General features: G+C 64.1%; 22 protein-coding genes. 11 read left to right on the top strand and 11 right to left on the bottom strand.

Features of this window, described 5'->3' with window-relative positions:
- Positions 1-9: 9 nt before the first annotated feature.
- A complete protein-coding gene (locus tag EB230_RS00920; protein ID WP_172371069.1) occupies positions 10-2,289 on the top strand; it encodes an NADP-dependent malic enzyme in 2,280 nt (759 codons plus the stop codon).
- A gap of 364 nt (positions 2,290-2,653) precedes the next feature.
- Here the strand turns inward: EB230_RS00920 and EB230_RS00915 are convergent, their stop codons facing one another.
- Positions 2,654-3,352 carry an antitoxin Xre/MbcA/ParS toxin-binding domain-containing protein gene (locus EB230_RS00915; RefSeq protein ID WP_056569577.1) on the bottom strand — a complete coding sequence of 233 codons (699 nt, stop codon included), beginning with the start codon at positions 3,350-3,352 and terminating at the stop codon, positions 2,654-2,656.
- Between the two features lie 276 nt (positions 3,353-3,628).
- A complete protein-coding gene (locus EB230_RS00910) occupies positions 3,629-4,621 on the bottom strand; it encodes an adenosine kinase (RefSeq protein ID WP_056569580.1) in 993 nt (330 codons plus the stop codon).
- Between the two features lie 227 nt (positions 4,622-4,848).
- Between EB230_RS00910 and EB230_RS00905 the strand changes: the two genes are divergently transcribed.
- Both EB230_RS00905 and EB230_RS00900 read left to right on the top strand, forming a co-directional pair.
- Complete coding sequence (locus tag EB230_RS00905) at positions 4,849-5,751, top strand: EamA family transporter (RefSeq protein WP_056569582.1); 903 nt, start codon at positions 4,849-4,851, stop codon at positions 5,749-5,751.
- Between the two features lie 89 nt (positions 5,752-5,840).
- The gene (locus EB230_RS00900; protein ID WP_172371067.1) at positions 5,841-6,551 is read left to right on the top strand and encodes a sulfate transporter family protein; all 711 of its coding nucleotides are present in this window, start codon (positions 5,841-5,843) and stop codon (positions 6,549-6,551) included.
- 7 nt (positions 6,552-6,558) lie between these two features.
- On the opposite strand, the gene EB230_RS00895 is transcribed toward EB230_RS00900, so the two are convergent.
- The 6 genes from EB230_RS00895 to EB230_RS00870 form a co-directional block, all read right to left on the bottom strand.
- Complete coding sequence (locus tag EB230_RS00895; protein ID WP_172371065.1) at positions 6,559-7,557, bottom strand: proline racemase family protein; 999 nt, start codon at positions 7,555-7,557, stop codon at positions 6,559-6,561.
- A gap of 16 nt (positions 7,558-7,573) precedes the next feature.
- The gene (locus EB230_RS00890; RefSeq protein WP_172371063.1) at positions 7,574-8,374 is read right to left on the bottom strand and encodes an oxaloacetate decarboxylase; all 801 of its coding nucleotides are present in this window, start codon (positions 8,372-8,374) and stop codon (positions 7,574-7,576) included.
- A 73-nt stretch (positions 8,375-8,447) separates the two neighbouring features.
- Complete coding sequence (locus tag EB230_RS00885; RefSeq protein WP_172371061.1) at positions 8,448-9,302, bottom strand: hypothetical protein; 855 nt, start codon at positions 9,300-9,302, stop codon at positions 8,448-8,450.
- Between the two features lie 73 nt (positions 9,303-9,375).
- Entirely contained in the window at positions 9,376-10,035 is a 660-nt protein-coding gene (locus EB230_RS00880; RefSeq protein WP_172371059.1) for an HAD family phosphatase, read from the bottom strand.
- Complete coding sequence (dut, locus tag EB230_RS00875) at positions 10,035-10,520, bottom strand: dUTP diphosphatase (protein WP_172371057.1); 486 nt, start codon at positions 10,518-10,520, stop codon at positions 10,035-10,037. Before dut ends, EB230_RS00880 begins: the two co-directional genes overlap by 1 nt.
- Positions 10,521-10,614: 94 nt before the next feature.
- Positions 10,615-11,085 carry an Lrp/AsnC family transcriptional regulator gene (locus EB230_RS00870; protein WP_172371055.1) on the bottom strand — a complete coding sequence of 157 codons (471 nt, stop codon included), beginning with the start codon at positions 11,083-11,085 and terminating at the stop codon, positions 10,615-10,617.
- A 111-nt stretch (positions 11,086-11,196) separates the two neighbouring features.
- Here EB230_RS00870 and EB230_RS00865 point away from each other — a divergent pair, with 111 nt between their 5' ends.
- The 3 genes from EB230_RS00865 (at position 11,197) to EB230_RS00855 (ending at position 13,792) form a co-directional block, all read left to right on the top strand.
- Positions 11,197-11,445 carry a DUF6356 family protein gene (locus tag EB230_RS00865; protein ID WP_056569603.1) on the top strand — a complete coding sequence of 83 codons (249 nt, stop codon included), beginning with the start codon at positions 11,197-11,199 and terminating at the stop codon, positions 11,443-11,445.
- A gap of 15 nt (positions 11,446-11,460) precedes the next feature.
- Positions 11,461-12,261: a class II glutamine amidotransferase gene (locus EB230_RS00860; protein ID WP_172371053.1), complete on the top strand. Its 801-nt coding sequence runs from the start codon at positions 11,461-11,463 to the stop codon at positions 12,259-12,261.
- A 157-nt stretch (positions 12,262-12,418) separates the two neighbouring features.
- Complete coding sequence (locus EB230_RS00855; RefSeq protein ID WP_172371051.1) at positions 12,419-13,792, top strand: amidase; 1,374 nt, start codon at positions 12,419-12,421, stop codon at positions 13,790-13,792.
- Here EB230_RS00855 and EB230_RS00850 read toward each other — a convergent pair.
- Positions 13,786-14,859, bottom strand: a complete 1,074-nt coding sequence (locus EB230_RS00850; protein WP_172371049.1) for an FAD-binding oxidoreductase — start codon at positions 14,857-14,859, stop codon at positions 13,786-13,788. The genes EB230_RS00855 and EB230_RS00850 overlap by 7 nt on opposite strands.
- A 128-nt stretch (positions 14,860-14,987) precedes the next feature.
- Between EB230_RS00850 and EB230_RS00845 the strand changes: the two genes are divergently transcribed.
- The 3 genes from EB230_RS00845 to EB230_RS00835 all read left to right on the top strand — a co-directional run bounded on the left by EB230_RS00845 (position 14,988) and on the right by EB230_RS00835 (position 18,202).
- Positions 14,988-15,584, top strand: coding sequence for a TetR/AcrR family transcriptional regulator (locus EB230_RS00845; RefSeq protein WP_172371047.1), 597 nt, complete (start codon positions 14,988-14,990; stop codon positions 15,582-15,584).
- The gene (locus tag EB230_RS00840) at positions 15,581-16,510 is read left to right on the top strand and encodes a haloalkane dehalogenase (RefSeq protein ID WP_172371045.1); all 930 of its coding nucleotides are present in this window, start codon (positions 15,581-15,583) and stop codon (positions 16,508-16,510) included. Before EB230_RS00845 ends, EB230_RS00840 begins: the two co-directional genes overlap by 4 nt.
- Before the next feature lie 99 nt (positions 16,511-16,609).
- Positions 16,610-18,202 carry a peptide chain release factor 3 gene (locus tag EB230_RS00835; protein WP_172371043.1) on the top strand — a complete coding sequence of 531 codons (1,593 nt, stop codon included), beginning with the start codon at positions 16,610-16,612 and terminating at the stop codon, positions 18,200-18,202.
- 188 nt (positions 18,203-18,390) lie between these two features.
- Here the strand turns inward: EB230_RS00835 and EB230_RS00830 are convergent, their stop codons facing one another.
- Complete coding sequence (locus tag EB230_RS00830; protein WP_056569621.1) at positions 18,391-18,858, bottom strand: VOC family protein; 468 nt, start codon at positions 18,856-18,858, stop codon at positions 18,391-18,393.
- Positions 18,859-19,117: 259 nt separating this feature from the next.
- Here EB230_RS00830 and ilvD point away from each other — a divergent pair, with 259 nt between their 5' ends.
- Positions 19,118-20,962: a dihydroxy-acid dehydratase gene (gene ilvD / locus EB230_RS00825; RefSeq protein WP_172371041.1), complete on the top strand. Its 1,845-nt coding sequence runs from the start codon at positions 19,118-19,120 to the stop codon at positions 20,960-20,962.
- Between the two features lie 167 nt (positions 20,963-21,129).
- Here ilvD and EB230_RS00820 read toward each other — a convergent pair whose 3' ends face one another.
- Complete coding sequence (locus EB230_RS00820; RefSeq protein WP_056570407.1) at positions 21,130-22,884, bottom strand: ABC transporter ATP-binding protein; 1,755 nt, start codon at positions 22,882-22,884, stop codon at positions 21,130-21,132.
- Positions 22,885-23,089: 205 nt separating this feature from the next.
- Here EB230_RS00820 and EB230_RS00815 point away from each other — a divergent pair, with 205 nt between their 5' ends.
- On the top strand, positions 23,090-24,370 hold the full coding sequence (locus EB230_RS00815; RefSeq protein ID WP_056569625.1) for an amidohydrolase family protein: 1,281 nt from the start codon (positions 23,090-23,092) through the stop codon (positions 24,368-24,370).
- The last annotated feature ends 60 nt before the right edge of the window (positions 24,371-24,430 follow it).

Genomic DNA, 24,430 nt, shown 5'->3' with positions numbered 1-24,430 from the left:
AAAAGCATCATGGCAAGGAAAACCGAGAACAGCGGTCCGTCCGTCAGCGCGCAGGAAGCGCTCGAATTCCACGCCATGGGCAGGCCTGGCAAGCTGGAGATCGTCGCCACCAAGCCGATGACGACGCAGCGCGATTTGAGCCTTGCCTATTCGCCAGGCGTCGCCGTGCCGGTGCGCGCCATCGCCGAGGATCCCAGCCGTGCCTTCGATTACACGACGCGCGGCAACATGGTCGCCGTCATCTCCAACGGCACCGCCATCCTTGGCCTCGGCAATCTCGGCGCGCTGGCCTCCAAGCCGGTGATGGAAGGCAAGGCGGTGCTGTTCAAGCGCTTCGCCGATGTCGATTCCATCGACCTCGAGGTCGACACCGAGGATGCCGACGAGTTCATCAACTGCGTACGCTTCCTCGGTCCTTCCTTCGGCGGCATCAACCTCGAGGACATCAAGGCGCCGGAATGCTTCATCATCGAGCAGCGGCTGCGCGAGCTGATGGACATCCCAGTCTTTCATGACGACCAGCACGGCACCGCCATCATCTCGGCCGCCGGCCTGATCAACGCGCTGGAAGTCACCGGCCGCGACATGAAGACCACGAAGCTGGTCTGCAACGGTGCGGGTGCCGCCGGCATCGCCTGCATCGAGCTGATGAAAGCGATGGGCTTCGCGCCGGAAAACATCATCCTGTGCGACACCAAGGGCGTGGTCTTCCAGGGCCGCACCGAAGGCATGAATCAGTGGAAGTCGGCGCATGCGGTCAGGACCGACGCGCGCAGCCTCGCCGAGGCGCTCGACGGCGCGGACGTCTTCCTCGGACTCTCGGCCAAGGGCGCGCTGACCACCGCCATGGTGCAGTCGATGGCCAAGAACCCGATCATCTTCGCCATGGCCAATCCCGATCCGGAAATCACGCCGGAGGAAGTGGCCGAGATCCGCACCGACGCCATCATGGCGACGGGGCGTTCGGACTATCCGAACCAGGTCAACAACGTGCTTGGTTTCCCCTACATCTTCCGCGGTGCGCTGGACGTGCGGGCCACCACCATCAATGACGACATGAAGATCGCCGCGGCCAGAGCGCTCGCCGAGCTGGCGCGCCAGGACGTGCCCGACGACGTCGCCGCCGCCTACCAGGGCAACCGGCCGAAGTTCGGCCCCAACTATATCATTCCCGTGCCGTTCGACCCGCGCCTGATCTCGGCCATTCCGCTGGCGGTGGCCAAAGCGGCGATGGATTCGGGCGTCGCCCGCAAGCCGATCCTCGACCTCGATCGCTACGCGCAGGAACTGTCGGCCCGCCGCGACCCGATCGCTTCGACCCTGCAGCGCATCTACGACCGCGTGCGCCGCCAGCCAAAGCGCATCGTCTTCGCCGAGGGCGAGGAGGAGCAGGTGATGCGCGCCGCCGTCTCCTATGTGAACCAGCGGCTCGGCACCGCCATCCTGCTTGGCCGTGACGATGTCATCAAGGAAAACGCCAAGCAAGCAGGCATCGACCTCAACAAGCAAGGCATCGAGATCATCAATGCCCGGCTGTCTCGCCGCAACGGCATCTACACCGACTATCTCTATGAGCGCATGCAGCGGAAGGGGTTCCTGTTCCGCGACTGCCAGCGCCTGATCAACAACGACCGCAACCACTTCGCCGCCTGCATGGTGGCGCTGGGCGACGCCGATGGCATCGTCACCGGTGTGACCCGCAACTATTCGACCGCGCTTGACGATATCCGGCGCGTCATCGACGCCAAGCCCGGCCACCGCGTCATCGGCGTGTCGATCGTGTTGGCGCGGGGCAAGACCGTGCTGGTCGCGGACACCGCCGTGCACGACATGCCGAACGCCGAGCAGATCGCCGACATCGCCGAGGAGGCGGCTGGCTTTGCCCGCCGAATGGGCTATGAGCCGAGGCTTGCCATGCTCGCCTATTCCACCTTCGGCCATCCGCAGGGCGAGCGCTCCGAGCGCGTCCAGGAAGCGGTGCGCATCCTCGACAAGCGCCGCGTCGATTTCGAATATGACGGCGAAATGGCCGCCGACGTCGCGCTCAACGCGCGCGCCATGGCGCAATACCCGTTCATCCGCCTCACCGGCCCGGCCAATGTCCTGGTCATGCCCGCCTTCCACTCCGCCTCGATCTCGACCAAGATGTTGCAGGAACTGGGCGGCTCGACGGTGATCGGCCCGCTGCTGGTCGGCTTGAACAAGCCGGTCCAGATCGTGTCGCTGAACGCCAAGGATAGCGACATCGTCAATATGGCGGTGATCGCGGCGTACACGGCGGGTACTTGACTACGGCATCACACATTTCCAAGCAGCCGGTCTTTGGCGATAACGTGCATGGCAGGTTGGCGCATGCATTCCCTTGTGCCGCGCTGGTCGACCCCCACTCCGTCTCGGCTTCGCCGAGACACCTCTCCCCCGATCGACGGGGTAGAGGAAAGGCACCAAGTTCTTTATCGTCAACGCTTGTCCGGCAACGCTCCCTTTCCCTCCGGAGGGGGGAAAGGTGGCGCTGCGAAGCAGCGGCGGATTGGGGGAACCACATCGCAATCAAGTTTCGGGCCGATCAGCCGCCCTAATCACGGAAGATGCGTGCGTCACCTAGAGGGCTTAAGGCGAGAGCCATTGCAGACGAAAGCCAACAGCCGTTAGGCTAGCCTGGCGCGAACGCCCGCGCCGCTTCGACCACGTCCCCCACCTGATCCTGCCGCAACAGGTCGATCGGAATGCGCCCGTCGAGCTCTGCCGCCGGGCGTGTCAGCCACAGCCACACCAGCCTCGGATTGCCGATCTGCTTGAGCACGTCGCTTATGCCTGCCACCGGCCTGCCGTCGACGAACTGCGCCAGCGGGAAGACGTGTTTGCGGCCGCCCTTGCGCAAGGCGATGACATCGCCGCGCCTTTGCCAGCGATGCAGGGTCGAGCGGGCGATGCCAAGGTTTTCTTCCAGGTAGGTCGAACCGGCGACACGGCCGGCCCAGTCCTCGATCAGCATCGATTCGAGGTCGTCGGACCGCTGCGGTGCAGAAAGCGGCTCATCGGCCAGCAAAGCTGTCAATCGGTTTGTGCCGGCAGTGCCGGCTTCGCTGCGGCGCGCGGCTTCCGCCGCCAGCGCGCGCACGAATTTCGAGGCAAGGCCGGGAAGGTCGGCATGGATGGCGTCGATGGCCCTCTGGTGCTTCGGCGACAGCAAGGTGACGGCGGATGCTATGCTGCCGGCGATCTTGCCGACAGAGACCACGGTGGACTGGTTTATGGCCTCGTCATAGTGGGCAAGCGCGCGCTCGACATCCTCCGCGACCATTTCCGCGAAGTCGTCCTGTCCAAGACCAGGTGTCTGAAATCTGCTCATGCATATGTCTTCCGGCCGCGCGCGTTCCTCCCTCAGCCGCGGCCGACTGCTGAATTTCTAGTACGGAAAACGGAGATCGCGGCGGCAACGCATCGCGCTGCCCGACAGCTTGCTGTCTTGCATTTTTCAACACCCCATTGGCTGCGGGCGTCCCGAAATGTCAGTCACGGGACACTCACGATTTCGTGTAGGGGCGATATGTGACAACCGCGCGACGGCGAGCGGGATAGTCCGGCTGCCGATCTCCTCCCTCGTGGGGGAGAGCTGCAGACGCTGTTACAACAACCCCGCCAGTTCCGCCTCGCGGCGCAGATTTTGCCGCGGCCTTGGGCCGATCTGCTGGATCACCAGTCCGGCCGCCAGCGAGCCGAGGTCGCCGCAGGTCTTGAGGTCGCGGCCTTGCGTGTAGCCATGCAGGAAACCGGCGGCGTAGAGATCGCCGGCGCCGGTCGTGTCGACCAGCTCCCGGATCGCCGTCGCCTGGATGACCACGGTCTCGTCGCCGCGCACGATGACCGAACCCTTTTCCGAACGGGTCACGGCGGCTAGTCTGCAGTCCTTGCGGATCTTGGCCAGCGCCTCGTCGAAGGACGATGTCTGGTAGAGCGACTTGATCTCGTGACTGTTGGCGAAGACGATGTCGACCGTGCCCGAGCGCATGAGGTCGAGGAACTCGTCGCGGTAGCGGTCGACGCAGAACGAATCCGACAGCGTCATGGAGACTTCGCGGCCCGCCGCGTGCGCCAGCTTCGCCGTCTGCCGAATCGCTTCCTTGGCGCGTGGCGGGTCCCACAGATAGCCCTCGAAATAAGTGACTTTGGCGCCCGAGGCCTTTTCGGCCTCGACATCCTCGGGGCCGAGTTCGACACAGGCACCGAGATAGGTGTTCATCGAACGCTCGCCGTCGGGGGTGACGAAGATCATCGAGCGCGCCGTCGGCGGCTCGCCGTTGAGCGGCTTGGTGTCGAAGGCGACGCCCTGCGCATGGATGTCGTGCGCGTAGATTTCGCCGAGCGCATCGTTGGAGACCTTGCCGAAGAAGGCGGCACGTCCGCCGAAGGAGGCGACGCCTGCCGCTGTGTTGCCTGCGCTGCCGCCGGAGGCCTCGATCGCCGGGCCCATGCGGCTGTAGAGCAGTTCGGCGCGCCGCGTATCGATGAGGTTCATCGCGCCCTTGATGATGCCGTTGGTTTCGAGGAATTCCTCCTCGCACTGGGCGATGATGTCGACAATGGCATTGCCGATGCAAAGCACGTCATAATCCGGCATCAATATCTCCGCCAAAACCCGAGCCGGCTTCTTGCCACGCTGGCCGGGCGCGGGTTTAGCGATTAACGACAGCTTTGCCTAGAGCACGACTCAACTTTGGCGGGATCGCCCCAGAACAGCGCATCAACATCCAGGCGCTAACGACAATTCGACCGTGGACGAAGCGTTTCATCACCGCATTGCCTACAAATCGGGCCTGATCGACAGCACCGGAAGACGGCGAGCCCATGTCCGCGAAGAACGACACGACCATCGACCTGGCGCTGCTTGCCGTACTGGCGGTACTGTGGGGCGCCTCCTACACTTTCATCAAGATCGGCGTCGAGACGATCCCGCCGGTCACCTTCATCGCCGCCCGCACCTTGATCGCCGGCGGCATCCTGTTCGCCATCATCCGCTGGCGCGGGCTGGCCATGCCCGTCGATGCGGCAAGCTGGCGCCGCTTCGCCTTCCAGGCATGCCTCAACAGCGTCATACCATTCACGCTGATCGCTGCCGCCGAGCGCTCGGTCGATGCCGGCCTGGCCACGATCCTCAATGCGACCTCGCCGATCTTCACTTTCGTCTTCACCGCGCTCATCACCCGCCATGAGCCGGTGACCGTGCGCAAGCTGATCGGTGTCGGCGCCGGCATGGCAGGCATCTGCTTCATTGTCGGCACGCAGGCGCTGGGTGGTCTCGGTCACGAACTCTGGGCGCAGGTCGCCATCGTCGTGGCAACGATCTGCTATGCGGGTGCGGCGATCTTCGGCCGTGGCTTCAAGGGCCTCGATCCGATGTTGCCGGCCGCCGGTTCGATGCTGTGCGGCGCGTTCATGCTGGTGCCGCTCAGCCTGTTGGTCGACCAGCCATGGACGCTGACACCCTCGATGGCATCGACCCTGGCCCTGCTTGGCCTGTCGGTGTTTTCGACTGCGCTGGCCTTCGTCATCTATTTTCGCCTCATCCACACGCTGGGTTCGGTCGGCACGACATCGCAGGCCTATCTGCGCGTACCGATCGGCGTCGGCATCGGCGCTGTCTTCCTCGGCGAAAGCCTGGGGCCAACGGCATGGCTGGGTATGGCCTTTGTCGTGGTGGGCGTCGCGGCCATGACGATCCCGGTCAGAAAGCCGGCGTTTGCCCGATAGCGATACGCGCTTGTGCTCAAGAGCCGCGCTGCCTATCTCGTGAACGTCCCGCCTTTACGGCGCTGTCGCTGACTTGGGGTTGAAGCACGGTGATTTTCGACGCTGCCCGCACCGCGGCCCTCGAACTGCTCTCGCCGCCGTTTCGCGCCGTGTTCATCAAGACGCTTGGCCTGACCGTGCTGGCGCTGGTCGCCTTGTGGTTCGGCCTGACCAGCCTGGTCGAATGGCTGGCGCTTCCGTGGCTGCAGGCCCTGTTGCCCGGCATGCCCTCCTGGGCCGGCTGGCTGGGCGGCATCATCGCGGCAATAGCGCTTGCCTTCGGCACGGCGCTGCTCGTCGCGCCGGTGACGGCTGTGATCGCCGGCCTGTTCCTCGACGATGTCGCCGAAGTGGTCGAGCGCACCGACTATCCCGGTGACCCGATTGGGCGCTCAATGCCGGCGCTGCGCTCGCTGGTGCTGGCGATAAAATTCCTCGGCGTCGTCATCCTCGGCAACATCGTCGCCTTGCTGCTCCTGCTGGTGCCGGGCATCAACATTGCCGCCTTCTTCGTCGTCAACGGCTATTTGCTCGGCCGCGAATTCTTCGAATTTGCCGCCATGCGCTTTCGCGGCGAAGACGAAGCCAGGGCCTTGCGAAGGCAGTATGCCGGCACGGTCTTTGTCGCCGGGCTGGTCATCGCCGCCTTCCTCGCCGTGCCGTTGCTCAATTTGGTGACGCCGCTCTTCGCCGCCGCCATGATGGTGCACCTGCACAAGGCGATTTCGGCGCGGGAAGCGGCACGTCGCTCGCGGAGCTAAGCGCGGCTCAACGGAGCAGGAAACCTCGCCCCAGCTCGTCATCGGGCTCGACGATGAATTCCGTCCGCCCGCAATAGTAGGCGCGGCCGCCGACGCGGGCGATGATCGCCTCATGCGGGCCGGCCCGAGCCGTCCGCGCCACCGCGCCGGAAAAGCGCGAACCGGCGATGCTCTCGAAGGTCCGCGTCTGCCCGATAGCGATCTCGCCCTTGGCAAGCATGGCGGCGAGGCGGGCGGTGACGCCAGAGCCGGTCGGCGAGCGGTCGACCTCGGCCTCGGCGAAGACGCAGATGTTCTTGGTCACCTCGCCGGAAAACGCGTCGCGTCCGTCGGTCAGGATTGTGCCGTAGAGAAAGGCGAGGTCGGCGTGGTCGGGATGCGACAGCGGGAATTCTGCCTTGAGCCTGTTCGTCAGCGTCGTTGCGGCATCGACAAAATCGCGCACGCGATCACGGCCGAATTCCAGTCCGAACTGATGGCAGTCCGCCAGCGCGTAGAAAGCGCCGCCATAAGCGATGTCGAAGCCGATCTTGCCATACCCTGTCAGCTCGATCTGCTGGTCACCGGCTAACAGGAAGGCCGGCACGCTCTCGAACGACACGGCGCCGGCCTTGCCGTCCAGAACCTCGACCGAAGCGACGACCAGGCCGCACGGCGCCTCGATGTTGACGGTCGTGATCGGCTCCTGCTTCGCCACCAGCCCTTCATCGATGGCGTAGCGGCCGAGGGCGACGATGGCGTGGCCGCACATGGTCGAATAGCCCTCATTGTGCATGAACAGCACCGCGAGATCGGCCCCCGGCAAGTCGGGCTCGACCAGCAGGGCGCCGTACATATCGTAATGGCCGCGCGGCTCGAACATCAGGATTTTTCTGAGATGGTCGAGATGGTCGCGCACATAGGCGCGCTTTTCCAGGATGGTGCCCTTCGGGATACGGGGATAGCCGCCGGTGACGATCCTCAGCGGTTCGCCGCCCGTATGCATGTCGACGACGGTCAGCGTCATGCGCCCAGCCTGTTCATCATGATGGCTTGCTGTATAGCGCCTGCAACTTGCCGAAAGGCATGGCGGCGCGGGTGAAGCCGAAGGTGCCGTCCTGCTGGATCTCGCGCGCCGCCGTCTCCAGCATGCCATAGGCGAAATTGGTCAGCCATGGCCCGAGTGAAATGCGCTTCACGCCGGCCATGGCAAGATCGGCGATGGTAAAGCCCGGCTTTGCCATGACATTGACCGGCTTGCCGACCGCCGAGCAGATCGTACGCACCATCTCGATGTCGCCGATCCCCGGCGCATAGAGCACGTCGGCTCCAGCCTTCTCGAAGGCCTGCAACCGCTTGATCGTGTCGTCGAGATCGGTTCTGCCCCAGAGGAAATTTTCGGCGCGCGCGGTGAACACGAAATCTCGCTTCAGCGCCCGCGCCGCCTCCACCGCCGCGGCGACGCGCTCGACCGCATGCGAAAAATCGTAGATCGGCTTGTCGGGATCGCCGGTGTGGTCCTCGATCGAGCAGCCAGCAAGGCCGGCCGCTTCCGCCGCGAAGATGGTTTCGGCGGCCCGCTCGGCGCTGTCGCCCTTGCCCCTCTCGAGATCTGCCGAGACCGGCAGGTCGGTCGCCGCCGTCACCTCGCGGCAGTGATGGATCATCTGCTCGAAGGTCACCGAGCCGTCCGGCAGGCCGCGCGAAAACGCGAAGCCGGCGCTGGTCGTCGCCAGTGCCTTGAAACCGAAGGAGCCGAGCAGCTTGGTCGTGCCCGGATCCCAGGGATTGGGCATGACGAAGGCCGAGGCATGCAGGTCGCGAAAGATCTTGCCCTTGTCCATGAATGCTCCCCATCACGAGTTTTGGGCGGATGCTACCGCGCTGTCTCAAGTCGGGCAAACGAATGCGTTTGGCTCAGAAGCGTTTCGCGTTCTCTGCTGACAATTTCTCGAACGCGTCGGAATCCTTGACGTAGTGTGATGTCTTCTTGTCCCAATGGTAGGTGACGGAAATGTCGTGCGACGACGCCTTGGGCGCAGCCTCGTCGCAATTTTCACCACTCGGCACCGTGGCGTCGGTCGCCGTCACCTTGATTGCCGCATAAGGCTTTCCGTCGTCCAGCGTCAGGAAGGCCAGGTCCTGGGTGCGCTTGTAGGCGCAGACGTTTTCGTCGAACGTGTTGATCGTGTCGACCAATTGGAGGCGATCCTCGCGAGGCAGGATCAGCAGCGTGCTCACATAGCCCTGGTTCGAATTGAAATGCGTGCTCATGGAGATGAGCACATCGTCGCCGGCGCCGATCGAAAGCTTGTTCGGTTCGCGGAAATAGGTGCTGCGATCGACCGCGACATTGGCCGCATCGAGCAGTTTCGGCTCGGCCGCGACGTCGTAGAGCGCCAGCACCGCATAGCCTTCGGCGCTGTCGGGAGAATCGCCGAGATCGAACAGCATCGCCAGCCGATCCTTGCCGCCGGCCTTGATGGGAAGCACTGCCGCATTGGGCAGGCTCGTCGTCTCTGGCGGCGAGCCGCCGTCATCGCCACCGGCAATGTGGCGCATGTCGATCGGCAATCCGCCCTTGTAGAAACCGTCCTTGTCGGCGGCGAGGTCCGGGATGACCATCTTGGCCAGGTCGAGATAGGTGACATCGCTGCGGCCGGCCAGCGGGCTGCTGAGTTCGGGGAAGCTTACCGCCTGCGCGCCGGCCGCCGTCGACAACAACGGCAACAGCATCAATGCGAGCGTGAAGCGGAGCAGGTTCGTCGGCATGAGTGTCCCCCCGGAGATCAGGCCACTTACGCTAGCACGGGTTCCTGCATCGTGCAGCCGTGTCGAAACAGGATCAGTGGATCGGCACCAGGCCGGCCAATTCGCGCATGTCGTCGAACAGGATTCCGCCGGCCTGGATCAGGCCGTCGCGGTCGGAATAGGGGTCGCCATGATAGGAAAACACCCGCATGCCAGCGGCTATGCCGGCCTGTGTGCCGGCGACGCTGTCTTCGATGACGATGCAATCGGCGGGAACGACCCCCATGGTCTTGGCCGCATGCAGGAACAGGTCCGGGAACGGTTTGCCGCGCGAGACCATGGTCGAGGAAAACATCGCATGTTCGAACAGCGGCAGCAGTCCGGTCTGGCCAAGCGTGATGTGCATCTTCGAAATCCTGGCCGAGGTGGCGACGCAATAGGGGATGCCGGCCCCGCGAACCGCCTCGATGAACTCCCGGACATAGGGGATCGCCTCGACGCCATGGGAAAACAGGTCCGGCAGGCCGGCATTCCAGCGATCGACGAAATCGGTGCCGAGGCGGACATCGGTCTGCCCTTCGATTTCCTTCTGCACCGAGAGCATGCTGCGGCCGGAGAAATTCTTGCGGCAATATTCAAAGCTCGTCGGATAGCCAGCCGCGCTCAACCACTCGGCGAGGCGCCGATTGGCGAGGTTCTCCGTGTCGACGAGAATGCCGTCGCAGTCGAAGATGACAAGTTTCGGGATAGGCATCAGGCGGTGCCGGTCGATCCGAACCCGCCCGAGCCACGCGCCGTGCCGCCGGCCAGCGAACGTTCTTCGGCGGCCACCTGCGTCACGGCGGCGAAAACGATCTGGGCGATGCGCATGCCGCGCGTCACGGCAAAATCCTCATCGCCGAGATTAACCAGCAGCACCTTCACCTCGCCGCGATAGTCGCTGTCGACCGTGCCTGGCGAATTGAGGACGGTGAGGCCATGCTTGAAAGCAAGCCCGGAACGCGGCCGCACCTGGCCTTCCATGCCTTCGGGGATTTCCAGGATCAGCCCGGTCGGCACCAGGGCGCGTTTTCCCGGCAGGAGCAGCAGCGGCCGGTCGTCGGGCACCGCGGCGCGCAGATCCATGCCGGCGGCGCCGGCGCTTTCATAGGCGGGGAGGGGTAGTCCTTCAGCATGCGGCAACCTGACGAAGCCGACGGTCGGACCGATGACGGAGGAGTTTTGGAGGGCTGCGCGCATAAAATCGATCCTATCGGCGCGATTGCCGATTCGGTCAATTCGCCCGCCGGGGTATTAACGGCTTTCTTTAGGGCATCACTATGACTGAGCACGCCTAGCGTACTTCCATCGGAACCACCGTCGTTTCCTTGATTTCCTCCATCACGAAGGAGGCCGAAACATCCGACAGCGCTACCTTGGCGATCAGCCGCTGGTAGAGCCGGTCATAGGCCTTCACGTCGGCGACACGGGCGCGCAGGACATAGTCGAGGTCGCCGGACATGCGGTAGACGCCGGTGATCTCGGGGAAGCCGGTCACCGCGGCGCGGAATTTCTGCAGCCAGTCCGGGTCATGATTCGACGTCCGGACCAGGATGAACACAGACAGGCCAAGCCCGAGCTTGTCGGCATCGACCAGCGCCACGCGGCCGGTAATGACGCCTTCTTCCTCCAGCCGCTTGACGCGCCGCCAGCAGGCATTGCGCGACAAGGCCACCCGCTCCGATAGCTGGTCGACCGACAGCGTGCCGTCGCGTTGCAATTCGGCGAGCAGTTTTCGGTCGATTTCGTCGATTCCCAGCGTCATGTTGGGATGATTGTCCCATGAGGTAGCAAAATACAAGGATATTTTGAGACCGATGAACCGGCGAAGCGTGTCAGGATACTCATATCGGAAATCACGCTGAAGGGGACCAGCATGTCGGTCGCAAGCATCTTCACCTCTCATCCGGCCAAGGTCGGCGAAACCTATTTCGGCCATATGGCCTTCGCCGCCTGGTTTTCCTCGCGTTTGCTGATGGCTGCGGGTGCCGCGCTCGTTCACGCTTTCTTGCCGTTTCTCTTCGAGACTACCGCAAGCCGAATCGTCCGTGAGCTTTACGAGCGGACGCACAACAGAGGCACACACGCTACCAGGGAGCCCGCGGCTCTTCCGGATCGCGCCTAGAGGACGACAGAAGCGATGTGCCGTTGGGCGGCCTATCTCGGTGAAGCGGTCTTTCTCGAAGACATCCTCACAGCGCCCTGTCACTCGCTGATCGCCCAGAGCCATTGCGCCCAGGAGGCGAAGTCACCGACCAATGGGGACGGCTTTGGTCTTGCCTGGTACGGCGACCGTCCGGAACCCGGCCTCTACCGCGACATCCTGCCGGCCTGGTCCGATCCCAATCTGAAGAGCCTGTGCCGGCAGATCAAATCCGGCCTGTTCCTCGCCCATGTGCGGGCCTCGACCGGCGGCGCCACCAGCCGCATGAACTGCCATCCCTTCATCTCCGGCCGCTGGTCGTTCATGCATAACGGGCAGATAGGCGGTTTCGAGAAAATCCGTCGCGCGCTGGAGAATTCATTGTCCGATGCCGTCTTCGACCAGCGCGAAGGCACCACCGATTCCGAACTCTTTTTTCTCCTTATGATGGACGAAGGATTGGCCGGCGACCCGCAGGGCGCGGTGTCGCGCGCCACCAGCCGGGTTCTCGAAGCCTCGCGCCGCGCCGGCCTCGAACCGGCACTGAAACTCACCGCCGCCTTCTCGGACGGGCAGGCGCTGCACGCTGTTCGCTATGCCACCGATGCGCATGCGCCGACACTCTACACCTCTATCCTGCGCAAGGGCGGCGGCCGCTGCATCGTCTCCGAGCCCTTCGACCGCGAAGGCGGCGACTGGCAGGCGATCCCGCCGTCGAGCTTTGTCACGATGACCCGGGATGGGATCAGCATTCGCCCGTTTGCGCCAACGGCGGCGAAGCTGGCGCTGGTAGGGTAATCTTGGTCGGAAACGCCGCCGTAGAGTGCCGACCTCAATTGGCCTCGGCGCAATCTCGATCAAACGCAAGCTATCCCTGAATGCTCAACTCCGCTGAAGCAACGCCGCCGTTGGCCCATCTCGATTGGATGAGCGCGGCCAAGCCGGAGCATTCACCATGGACGTCGCCTTCTCCTCAACCGTCGACCTCGCCTGCGCGATAGCCCAGCGCGAGATCTCCGCTGTCGAAGCGCTCGACGCCCATCTGGCGCAGATCGACAGCCGCAATGAACGCGTCAACGCCGTCATTTCGCTCGACAGGGAAGGCGCTCGTGAGCGCGCCAAAAACGCCGACGCGGCACTTGCGCGCGGCGCCACGCCCGGGCCGCTGCACGGCGTTCCGTTCACCCTGAAGGACACGCACGAGACCGCAGGCATGAAAACCACGGTCGGCTTCCCGGCCTTCGTCGACTATGTCGCCAGCCGCGACAGCCCGGTGGTTGCGAGGCTGAAGGCCGCCGGCGGCGTGCTGATGGCCAGGACCAATGTCGCGACCATGCTCTCCGACTGGCAGTCGAACAATCCGCTGTTCGGCCGCACCAACAATCCGTGGAACCTTGAGCGCACCGCCGGCGGCTCCAGCGGCGGCGCCGCCGCGGCGGTCGCCGCCGGGATGACACCATTCGACGTCGGCACCGACATGCAGGATTCGATCCGCCTGCCTGCCGCCTTCTGCGGTGTCTATGGGCTGAAGCCGACGGAGCATCGCGTCTCGCTGGCCGGTGCCTTCCCGGACCCGGGCGGCGCGGCGCGCAGTGTGCGGCTGATGTCCTGTCTCGGACCGCTGGCACGCAGCGTGGGCGATTTGTCGTTGATCTATCGGATCATCGCCGGGCCGGACGGGCGGGATACCGATCTTGCGCCGGTGCCGGTCGAGGCCGTGCCGAAGCTCGACCTCAAGGCACTGCGCATCGCCTTCGCACCGTCCTTTCCCGGCTTCCTGGTGGCTGCGCGCATCGGTGCGGCGGTCGAAGATCTCGCCGGAAATCTGCGCTCGGCCGGGGCGACCGTGGAGGAAGCGAAACTGCCCAGGCTCGACCTGCACGACGATCTCGCGCAAGGCGGCGCGCTGATCGGCATGATGATGGAGGCTGCCCAACCCCAGCCCCCGGCGCAGCCGGCATCGGTTTCGCGCTGGTTCGAGGCGCTCGCCCGCCGCGACAAATCCATTCTCGCCTGGGATCGGTTCTTCGACGACTGGGATGCGCTGCTCTGCCCTGTCGCCATGACCACCGCCTTCCCGCATTGCGAGCCGGGCAAGCCGATCAAGGTCGACGGTCGGGAACAGAGCTACTGGATGCTGCCGGCCTACGGTGCCGTCTTCAACTACAGCGGCCATCCGGCACTTTCGATGCCGTACGGTGAAGGTCCCGACGGCCTGCCGATCGGCCTGCAACTGGTCGGCAAACGTTGGTCGGAATCGCGGCTGCTTGGTATTGCCGCGACGATCGAGCCGCACGTCGGCGGCTTCCGTCGTCCGCCGGGCTACTGAGCGAAACGCGACAATCCATAGGGCGCCAGCAGCGGGTCGCGCTCGCCGTCGAGGATTTCCCGCGCAGCGAACAGGCCGACGGCCGGCGCCAGCGTGATGCCGGAATGCATGACGGCAATATACAGGCCGTCCATGCCCTCGGGGCGACCGATGATCGGAAAGCCGTCGATCGGCGTCGGCCGGTAGCCGACCGTATGGAAATCGAGCTCCAGATCCCCGGCGTCGCGCAACGCCGCCTTCGCTACTGCAAACAATTCGCGCGCCGTAGCGGCGGGGTCATCGCCTGGATCGCCGCCAGCGAAATCCGAGCCGGCGATGATGCGGCCTTCGGCCGTCTGGCGCATATGCAGCTTCTCGTCGTGCACCAGGCCGTTAAGCAGCCTTTTGTATGGCCGCGAATGGATAATCAGGCCAGGCGGCGTCTCGATCGGCAGGCTGATCCCCGCCGTGGCGGCAATGTCCGGAGCGCCGACGCCGGCGGCGATCACCACCTCGTCGGCGGCAATCAGCCCATGCGATGTGTCCACGCCGGTAATCCGGCCATTGGTCTGGGCCAGCGCCGAGACCGTGCTGGCAATGACCCGCGTGCCGTGCCGTTCGGCATCGGCAAGCAGGGTCCTGGCCGCGGCAACCGGTTCGGTCACGCCTTCCTCGGCGACATAAACAGCGAATTCAGGGGGCTTGGCGAGGTCGGGCTCGATTTGCGCCGCCCGCTCCCGGTCGACGCGTTCGATGCCGTAGCCCCAGGAGGAGTGTTCGGCCGCGTAGGCTTCGAGCCGGTCGGCCGGCAGGTCCCAGCACAGGCCACCGCACCAGGCGAGCGGAAGCCCGGGCAACTCTTTTGCCAGCCGTTTCCACTCGGCCATGGCGCGGGTGCGCAGCCGGAAATAGATTTCGGGGTTGCCCCAGCTGGCGTTGATCCAGGCAAAGGAATTGGGCGTCGCGACGCCGCCTGCGCCGCTTTCGGAAACGACCGTGACCTGTGCACCGGCTTTGGCCAGGTGCCAGGCGATCGAAGCGCCGATGATGCCGGCGCCGACGACGATAATCTGTTTCGCCGCAGCCATGTTCGCTCCCTTGCCTTGTGGTCCGCCGAGGACACTCTTCCAGTGCCACCCTGCTCGTCACTTGCCAACAGCCGACACGGCAAAAAAAGTGCACTTGACATCAATACGTACGTACGTATTATTTCGCCATGGCTAGACAATCACTCCGCGAAAAACTTCTTGATGCCGGCTTCCGGACGATATGGGAGTCCGGCTATGCCGCAGCTGGCGTGCGCGACATCGTTGCTGCTGCCGACGCCCGGCCGGGCTCGTTCACCAACCATTTTGCCTCCAAGGAGGAATTCGCCGGCGAGGTGCTGGACCGCTACTTCGCCTATGTCGGCGGGCTGGTTGAAGCAGCGCTGGAGCGAGACGGCACGCCGCCCATCGGCAGGCTGCGCCGCTACCTAGACGTCATCACCTCGAAGCTTGAAGCGCATGACTGGGCACGCGGCTGCATGATCGGCAATCTCAGCCTCGAGACAGCGGTGCACAGTGAGCCGCTGCGTTTGCGGCTCGTCGCCATTTTCGAGCGTTGGCGCCAGCCCTTCGCGGCCTGCATCGCCGAAGGCCAGGCGGCTGGCGACATCACCAGGGCGTTCGAGGCAGAGGACCTCGCCGACTTCCTGCTGTCGTCCTGGCAAGGGGCAATGTTGCGCATGAAGGTCGAGCGCAGCCCCGCGCCGCTCGAGCGGTTCAAGAAAATCATCTTCAGCACGGTTTTTGCAAAGGAGACGGCTTCATGAACTCGAAAATCGATATGCCCCAGACGGGTGCCACCACGGCAAGGCGTTCTCAGGTTCCCGTGCTCGATTCCACCATGTCTTATGTTGAAGCGGGCGCGTCTGGTCCGATCGTGTTGTTCCTGCACGGCAACCCCACTTCATCCCATATCTGGCGCAACATCATCCCGCATGTCGCGCCCTTCGGCCGCTGCATCGCGCCTGACCTGATCGGCTACGGCCAGTCCGGCAAGCCCGATATCGACTATCGTTTCTTCGACCATGTCCGCTATCTCGACGCCTTCCTCGATGCGCTCGACATCGGCGATGCGGTGGTGGTCGCGCAGGATTGGGGCACGGCCCTTGCGTTTCATCTCGCGGCCAGGCGGCCGCGGCGCATCCTTGGCCTCGCCTTCATGGAATTCATCCGTCCCTTCGAGCGCTGGGAGGATTTCCACCAACGCGCGCAAGCCCGCGAAATGTTCAAGGCGCTGCGCACGCCCGGTGTCGGCGAAAAGCTCGTCCTGGAAGACAATGTCTTCGTCGAAAAGGTGCTGCCGGCCTCGGTGTTGCGGACCATGAGCGACGACGAGATGGCCGGATACCGGGCGCCGTTCCCGACGCCGCAATCGCGCAAGCCGGTGCTGCGTCTGCCGCGGGAATTGCCGATCGAGGGCCAGCCCGCCGACGTTGCCGCCATCAGCGAACACGACCATCGCGCGCTGTGGCTCTCCACCTATCCGAAACTGCTGTTTGCTGGCGATCCCGGTGCCCTGATCTCGCCGCAGGCGGCGAAGGAATTCGCGGCCAACTTGAAGAACTGCCGGTTCATCAATCTCGGACCTGGCGCGCACTATCTGCAGGAAGACCATGCCGACGCGATTGGCGGCGCCATCGCCAACTGGCTTCCGGAGGTCGTTCAGGCGAACCGCATGAGCGAGTTGGCCTGACGCAAGCCATGGGGTCCGGCGGCGTCCACGCCGCCGGACCGGTCGACAGCCCGGCACTGCGCTGCTAGAAGCCCGGCCTGTCACACGGAAATCCCAAAAATGCCCGACACAATACCAGAGGAAGTGGCGCGTCGCCGCACCTTCGCGATCATCGCCCACCCGGACGCCGGCAAGACCACGCTCACCGAAAAGCTGCTGCTGTTCGGCGGCGCCATCCAGCTTGCCGGCGAGGTCAAGGCCAAGAAGGACCGCATCCAGACCCGGTCCGACTGGATGAAGATAGAGCGCGAGCGCGGCATTTCGGTCGTCACCTCGGTGATGACGTTCGAATATGAGGACAATGTCTTCAACCTGCTCGACACGCCCGGCCATGAGGATTTCGCCGACGACACCTATCGCACGCTGTCGGCGGTCGACTCGGCCGTCATGGTCATCGACGCCGCCAAGGGCATCGAGCCGCGCACGCTGAAACTGTTCGAGGTCTGCCGGCTGCGCGACATCCCGATCATCACCTTCGTCAACAAGATGGACCGCGAAAGCCGCGACCCGTTCGAGATCCTGGACGAGATCGAGCAGAAGCTGGCGCTGGACACGGCCCCCATCACCTGGCCGATCGGCCGCGGCAAGACGTTCTCCGGCACCTATCACCTGGCGCTGAACGCGGTGCGCAAGGGCGACGACGAGAAGGAGCGCACGCCGGTCAACGGTCCCGATTCCAACCGCGTCGCCGGCCTGCTGCCGGAAAACGAGCGCGAGGCCTTCATCGAGGAGCTGGAGCTCGCGCGGGAGGCTTGCCGACCTCTTGATATAGATGCCTTCCGCGAGGGCCATCTGACGCCGGTCTATTTCGGCTCGGCGCTGCGTAACTACGGCGTGCGCGACCTGATCGAGGCGCTCGGCGCCTTCGGCCCGCCGCCGCGCGCGCAGGACGCCGATACGCGAACCGTCGAGGCGACGGAGGACAAGATGACCTCCTTCGTCTTCAAGATCCAGGCCAACATGGACCCCAATCACCGCGACCGTATCGCTTTCGTTCGCGTCTGCTCGGGCAAGCTCGAGCGCGGCATGAAGGCCAAGCTGGTTCGCACGGGAAAGCCGATGTCCCTGTCCGCGCCGCAATTCTTCTTTGCCCGCACTCGCGTCACGGCGGACGAAGCCTTTGCTGGCGACGTCGTCGGCATCCCCAATCACGGCACGCTGCGCATCGGCGATACGCTGACCGAAGGCGAGGAGATACTGTTCCGCGGCGTGCCGAATTTCGCACCGGAGATCCTGCGCCGCGTCCGCCTCGGCGACGCGATGAAGGCGAAGAAACTCAAGGAAGCGCTGCACCAGATGGCCGAGGAAGGCGTCGTCCAGCTGTTCTCGCCCGAGGACGGCTCGCCGGCCATCGTCGGCGTCGTCGGCGCGCTGCAGCTCGACGTGTTGAAGGAGCGACTGAATTTCGAATACACGCTGCCCGTCGAATTCGAGATGTCGCGCTTTTCCGTTTGCCGCTGGATATCGGCCGACGACAAGGCGGAAGTCTTGCGCTTCATCGAGGCGCATCGCGGCGACATCGCCCGCGACCTCGATAACGATCCGGTGTTCCTCGCCCAGCACGCCTTCTCGCTGAACTACGAAGCGGAACGCTGGAAGGCAATCCGCTTCGCCACGATCAAGGACTACCAGGTCCGCGACAAGGCGGCGTGAGCGCATTCTTCCTTCTCCCCCGTTCACGGGGAGAAGGTGCCCGAAGGGGGATGAGGGACAGCGCAAATCTCAAGGATTAGCGGCTGAGATGCGCCTCCGCCCTCCGAATGGCTCCCCGCCTTTCGGGTGTTCAGCCTAAGCTCGAAAAGCCAAGCAATTGGCTTTTCGTCCGCTACGCGGACTGCTTCTCACCCTTTGGCCGCTGCTTCGATCTTAGCGATGTCGATCTTGCCCATCTGCATCATCGCCGACATGACCCGGCCGGCCTTGGCCCGGTCTGGATCGAGAAGCAGCCTCGGCAATTGCTCCGGCACGACCTGCCAGGAGACGCCGAACTTGTCTTTCAGCCAGCTGCAGACGCCCGGCTCGCCACCTTCCGTGAGCTTTTCCCAGAAATAGTCCACCTCTTCCTGCGTCTTGCAGTCGATGGACTGTGACATCGCCTCGTTGAACTTGAATTGCGGCCCGCCATTGAGCGCCTGGAACGGCACGCCGTCGAGCTCGAACGTGGTCATCAGCACTTTGCCCTCATTGGCATGTCCCTTGGGCCAGCGCAGAACGCTCAGCACCTTCGAATTCTTGAAGATGGACACATAGTGGTTCATCGCCTCTTCGGCCTGGCCGTCGAACCACAGGCAGGTGGTGATCTTTTGCATGTCGTGCTCCTCGCTTGCTTCTGCAGTGAAACGGCTGACCCCGAGAATGGTGCCATTTCCGTGCCGTCTACCCAAGGACGGCCGTGCGCCGCGCAATCCGACAGCGGCATCCGATTTTTCGTCGATTCTCGTTTTTCGGCGGAATCTGGCGCATCGCAAAAATGTGGCCAGACCAAGCTCTGGCGGCTATAACGCCTGCGATCCAAATTCAGCTCCGCCGCGCCACGCTTTGGCCGCGGCCAGCCACCAAGGAAAAAACATGCCTGCCTATCGCTCCCGCACCACCACCCACGGCCGCAACATGGCCGGCGCCCGCGGCCTGTGGCGCGCCACCGGCATGAAGGACTCGGATTTCGGCAAGCCGATCATCGCCGTGGTCAATTCCTTCACCCAGTTCGTGCCGGGCCATGTCCATCTGAAGGACCTCGGCCAGCTGGTCGCGCGCGAGATCGAGAAGGCCGGCGGCGTCGCCAAGGAGTTCAACACCATCGCCGTCGATGACGGCATCGCCATGGGCCATGACGGCATGCTCTATTCGCTGCCGTCGCGCGAATTGATCGCCGATTCCGTCGAATACATGGTCAACGCCCACTGCGCCGACGCCATGGTCTGCATCTCCAATTGCGACAAGATCACCCCCGGCATGCTGATGGCCTCGCTGCGCCTCAACATCCCGACCGTGTTCGTCTCCGGTGGACCGATGGAAGCCGGCAAGGTGGTGCTGGCTGGCAAGGCGCAGGCGCTCGACCTGGTGGACGCCATGGTCGCGGCCGCCGACGACAAGATCTCCGACGAGGACGTCAAGGTCATCGAGCGCTCGGCCTGCCCGACCTGCGGTTCCTGCTCGGGCATGTTCACCGCCAATTCGATGAATTGCCTGACCGAGGCTCTCGGCCTGTCGCTGCCGGGCAACGGCTCGACGCTGGCGACGCATGCCGACCGCAGGCGCCTGTTTGTCGAGGCCGGCCATCTCGTCGTCGATCTCGCCCAGCGCTACTACGAACAGGATGACGAGACGGCACTGCCGCGCAGCATCGCTTCGAAGGGCGCCTTCGAGAACGCCATGACGCTCGACATCGCCATGGGCGGTTCGACCAATACGGTGCTGCACATCCTGGCCGCCGCGCATGAGGGCGAGGTCGACTTCACCATGGAGGATATCGACCGGCTGTCGCGGCGGGTTCCCGTGCTCTGCAAGGTGGCCCCGGCAAAGTCCGACGTGCACATGGAAGACGTCCACCGCGCCGGCGGCATCATGGCGATCCTTGGCCAGCTCGACGAAGCAGGGCTGATCAACCGCGACCTGCCGACGGTGCATACGGCCAGCCTCGGCGAGGCGCTCGATCACTGGGATATTTCGCGCACCTCCAGCCAGAATGTCCGCGATTTCTTCCTCGCCGCGCCCGGCGGCGTGCCGACGCAGGTCGCCTTCAGCCAGGACCGGCGCTGGGACGAGCTCGACACCAACCGTGAGACGGGCGTCATCCGTTCCGCAAAGACGCCGTTTTCGAAGGATGGCGGTCTTGCCGTGCTGAAGGGCAATCTGGCGCTCGACGGTTGCATCGTGAAAACGGCGGGCGTCGACGAGTCGATCCTGAAATTCACCGGCCCGGCGCGGGTGTTCGAAAGCCAGGACGCTTCGGTCAAGGCAATCCTGTCCAACGAGATCAAGGCCGGCGATGTCGTCGTCATCCGCTATGAGGGACCGCGTGGCGGTCCCGGCATGCAGGAAATGCTCTATCCGACCAGCTATCTGAAGTCGAAGGGCCTCGGCAAGGCCTGCGCCCTGGTCACCGATGGCCGCTTCTCCGGTGGCACGTCGGGACTGTCGATCGGCCATGTCTCGCCCGAAGCCGCCGAAGGCGGCACGATCGGGTTGGTCAGGGAAGGGGATACGATCGAGATCGACATTCCCAACCGCACCATCCGCCTGGCCGTCAGCGAGGCCGAGCTTGAGGCACGCCGCGCGGCGATGGCGGCCAAGGGCGCCCTGGCCTGGAAGCCGGAGGAAAAGCGCAAGCGCAAGGTGACGACCGCGCTGCGCGCCTACGCCGCCTTCGCCACCAGCGCCGACAAGGGCGCGGTGCGCCACGTGCCGGAGTAAGAGCGATTCTTCCTTCTCCCCCTGTGGGAGAAGGTGGATCGGCGCGCAGCGCCGAGACGGTTGAGGGGTGGGTGACAGATCGCCATCATTGCCAAGCTGGAGCACCCCCTCATCCGGCCGAGCTTCGCTCGGCCACCTTCTCCCACAAGGGGAGAAGGAAAGGGCCCTCACGGCATCAGCTGATACTCATACAGCTTCTGGTAAAGCCCGCCCTGATTGAGCAGCGCACGATGTGGCCCGCTCTCCACCACCTTGCCGGCTTCCAGCACCACGATCGTGTCGGCCTGGTGCACGGTCGACAGGCGGTGGGCGATGACGATCGTCGTGCGCCCTTCGGTCAGTTGCTGCAGTGCTTCGCGGAACAGCGCTTCGGATTCGGCGTCGAGCGCGCTGGTCGCCTCGTCGAGCAGCAGGATTTCGGCATTGCGCAGCATGGCGCGTGCGATCGAGATGCGTTGGCGCTGGCCGCCCGACAAGAGGCCGCCATTCTCGCCGACATCGGTCTCATAGCCTTTCGCCTGCGCCTTGATGAAGTCATGGGCGTTGGCGGCCTTGGCGGCGGCGATCACTTCGTCGTCGGTCGCGCCCTCTCGCCCGAGCCGGATGTTGTGCATGATCGTACCGGCAAACAGGAACGTGTCCTGGCTGACATAGGCGATCTTTTCCCTGAGCGAGGCGAGCGTCGCATGCGAAATGTCTTGGCCGTCGAGCAGCACCTTGCCGCTCTTCGGGTCGTACATGCGCATGATCAGGTTGAGGATCGTCGATTTGCCGCCGCCGGACGGGCCGACCAGCGCCGTCATCTTGCCGGGCGCGAAGGTCAGGTCGAAACCGTCGAGAACCGGCGGGCCGTTCTGATAGGCGAAGCTGACGGCATCGAACCGGATCTCGCCTGGTCCGGCCCGAAGCGGCGTCGCGCTCGGTTTCTCGGCCAGGGTCAGCGGTTCGTCGGCGAGCTGGAACATCATGCGCACGCCGACAATGCCGCTTTCCAGCGAGATGCGCACGCGCGCAAGCCGCTTTGCCGGCTCATAGGCAAGCAGCAGCGCCGCGATGAAGGCCATGATGTTGCCAGGCATCTGGCCGCCCTGCAGGACCAGGAAGCCGCTGACCATGACGGCCCCGGCGATCGCCAGTCCTGCCAGCGTCTCCATCACCGGGCTGGTCACCGCTTCCAGCGCGGCGATGTTGTTGGCCCGATCCTCGACGTCCGCCACCGCCTTGTACATGCGCTTGCGCATCAAGCTTTCGAGGTTGAAGGATTTGACCACGCGCACGCCGATCGCGGTTTCCTGCATCACCTGAATGATCTGGCCGACCGAGCGGAACTCCATGGCGGCGAATTTGCGCACACGCTTCAGGATGCGATTGACGCCGTAGATGGCCAGCGGCCCGACGACGAAGCAGATCAGCGACAGTGCCGGTTGCTGCCAGATCATGACGCCAATCAAGGCGAGCAGGGTCACCAGATCGCGGACGTAGGAAGTGACGATCAGGTCGAGCACGTTGCGTGCCGCCTGGGCATTGTTGGTAATGCGGGTGATCAGGTCGGATGACGAGGTCGAATGATAGAATTCGATGCCTTGCGCCAGGATGCGGTCGTAGATCTTGCGCTGCCGGTCGGCGATGATGGCATTGCCGACCCGGCTCATGAAGTAGGCCTGGACGAAATTGGCGAGGCCCTTGAGGATGAAGATCCCGGCGACCGCGCCGGCAATCATGTTGACACGGTCGATCCGCTTGTCGATCACGAATTCATTGGTGATTTCGCGCAGGATCCAGGCGCTTGCAGCCGTCATGCCAGCCACCACCAGCATCGACAGGATGGCGGCGCCGTATCCGAACTTATGCTGTCCGAAGGACTCTTTGACCAGCCGCACGATAAGGCGCTGGTTCTCGATCGAGCGTTCGTCGCGTTTCAGGAACGGCAAGTTGAAGTTCACACGGGACTTCCATGGTTTGCGACTATGGCCTTGAGTCCGAAGCCGATCGCAGCGTGGACGAGAGGCGGCTTATAGAGGGAGTTGCCGCGGGAGGAAACCTTTCGCGATCGCCGAAAGAAACGGCTGCGGCAAGCTGTCTTTTACGCCACCATGGCTGGGTGATTCTGGAACGGGATGACGAGAGATGGATTTCGACCTTATCGTTCGTGGCGGCACGCTGCCGGATGGCGGGATTGCCGATATCGGCATCAGCGGTGAGACGATCGCGGCGATCGAGCCCAAACTGCAAAGTTCCGCCCGGACCGAGGTCGACGCCCGCGGCAATCTGGTCTCGCCGCCCTTCATCGATCCGCATTTTCATATGGATGCAACGCTGTCCTACGGCATTCCGCGCATCAATGCCTCGGGCACGCTGCTCGAAGGTATTGCATTGTGGGGCGAACTGAAGCCGTTGCTGACGCATGAGGCGGTGCGCGACCGGGCGCTCGCCTATTGCGACTGGGCGGTGTCGATGGGCCTGCTCGCCATCCGAACCCATGTCGATGTCTGCGATGACCGTTTGCTGGCCGTCGAGGCCCTGCTCGACGTCAAGAAAACCATTGCCCCTTACATAGACCTGCAACTGGTGGCGTTTCCGCAGGATGGCTTTTACCGCTCGCCGAAGGCGCGTGAAAACACCATCCGCGCGCTGGACATGGGCGTCGACATCGTCGGCGGCATTCCGCATTTCGAGCGTACCATGACGGACGGCACGCGCTCGGTGACCGAGCTTTGCGAGATCGCGGCAAAACGCGGCCTGATGGTCGACCTGCATTGCGACGAGACCGACGACCCGCTGTCGCGCCACATCGAGCAACTGGCCTATGAAACGCAGCGCCTGGGCCTGCAGGGCAGGGTGGCCGGCTCGCACCTCACCTCGATGCATTCGATGGACAACTATTATGTCTCGAAACTTCTGCCCCTGATCGCCGAGGCCGGCGTTTCCGCCATCCCCAACCCGCTGATCAACATCATGCTGCAGGGCCGCCACGATACTTTTCCGAAGCGGCGCGGCATGACCCGTGTCAAGGAAATGCAGGCGCTCGGCATCCGCGTCGGCTGGGGCCAGGATTGCGTGCTCGATCCCTGGTATTCGCTGGGCACCGCCGACATGCTCGACGTCGCCTTCATGGGCCTGCACGTCGCCCAGATGTCGAGCCCGGCCGACATGGCGCGCTGCTTCGACATGGTTACCAACGTCAACGCCGCGATCATGGGGTTGGATCATCTGGGCCTGGCCGTCGGCAAGCGCGCCAGCCTCGTCGTCCTCGACGCCGGCAATCCGATCGAGGCCCTGCGCCTGCGCGCCGAGCGCATTTGCGTCATCGCCAGGGGCAAGGTGGTGGCGGAACGGACAAGGCAGGATACCAGGCTTTCCCTGCCTGGCAGGCCGGCGGCGGTGAACCGCAGGCATCAGGCCCAATAGGACGCCAGCATCTGCATCAAGCTTCGCCGCTTTGCCCGTCCGCGAATAAGTCTACAGTGA

This window comes from Mesorhizobium sp. NZP2234, from assembly GCF_013170765.1.
In the GTDB taxonomy this organism is placed as follows: Bacteria; Pseudomonadota; Alphaproteobacteria; order Rhizobiales; family Rhizobiaceae; genus Mesorhizobium; species Mesorhizobium loti_D.
The sequence above is the reverse complement of the archived record's forward strand: the minus strand, read 5'-3'. Positions and strand labels throughout refer to the sequence as shown.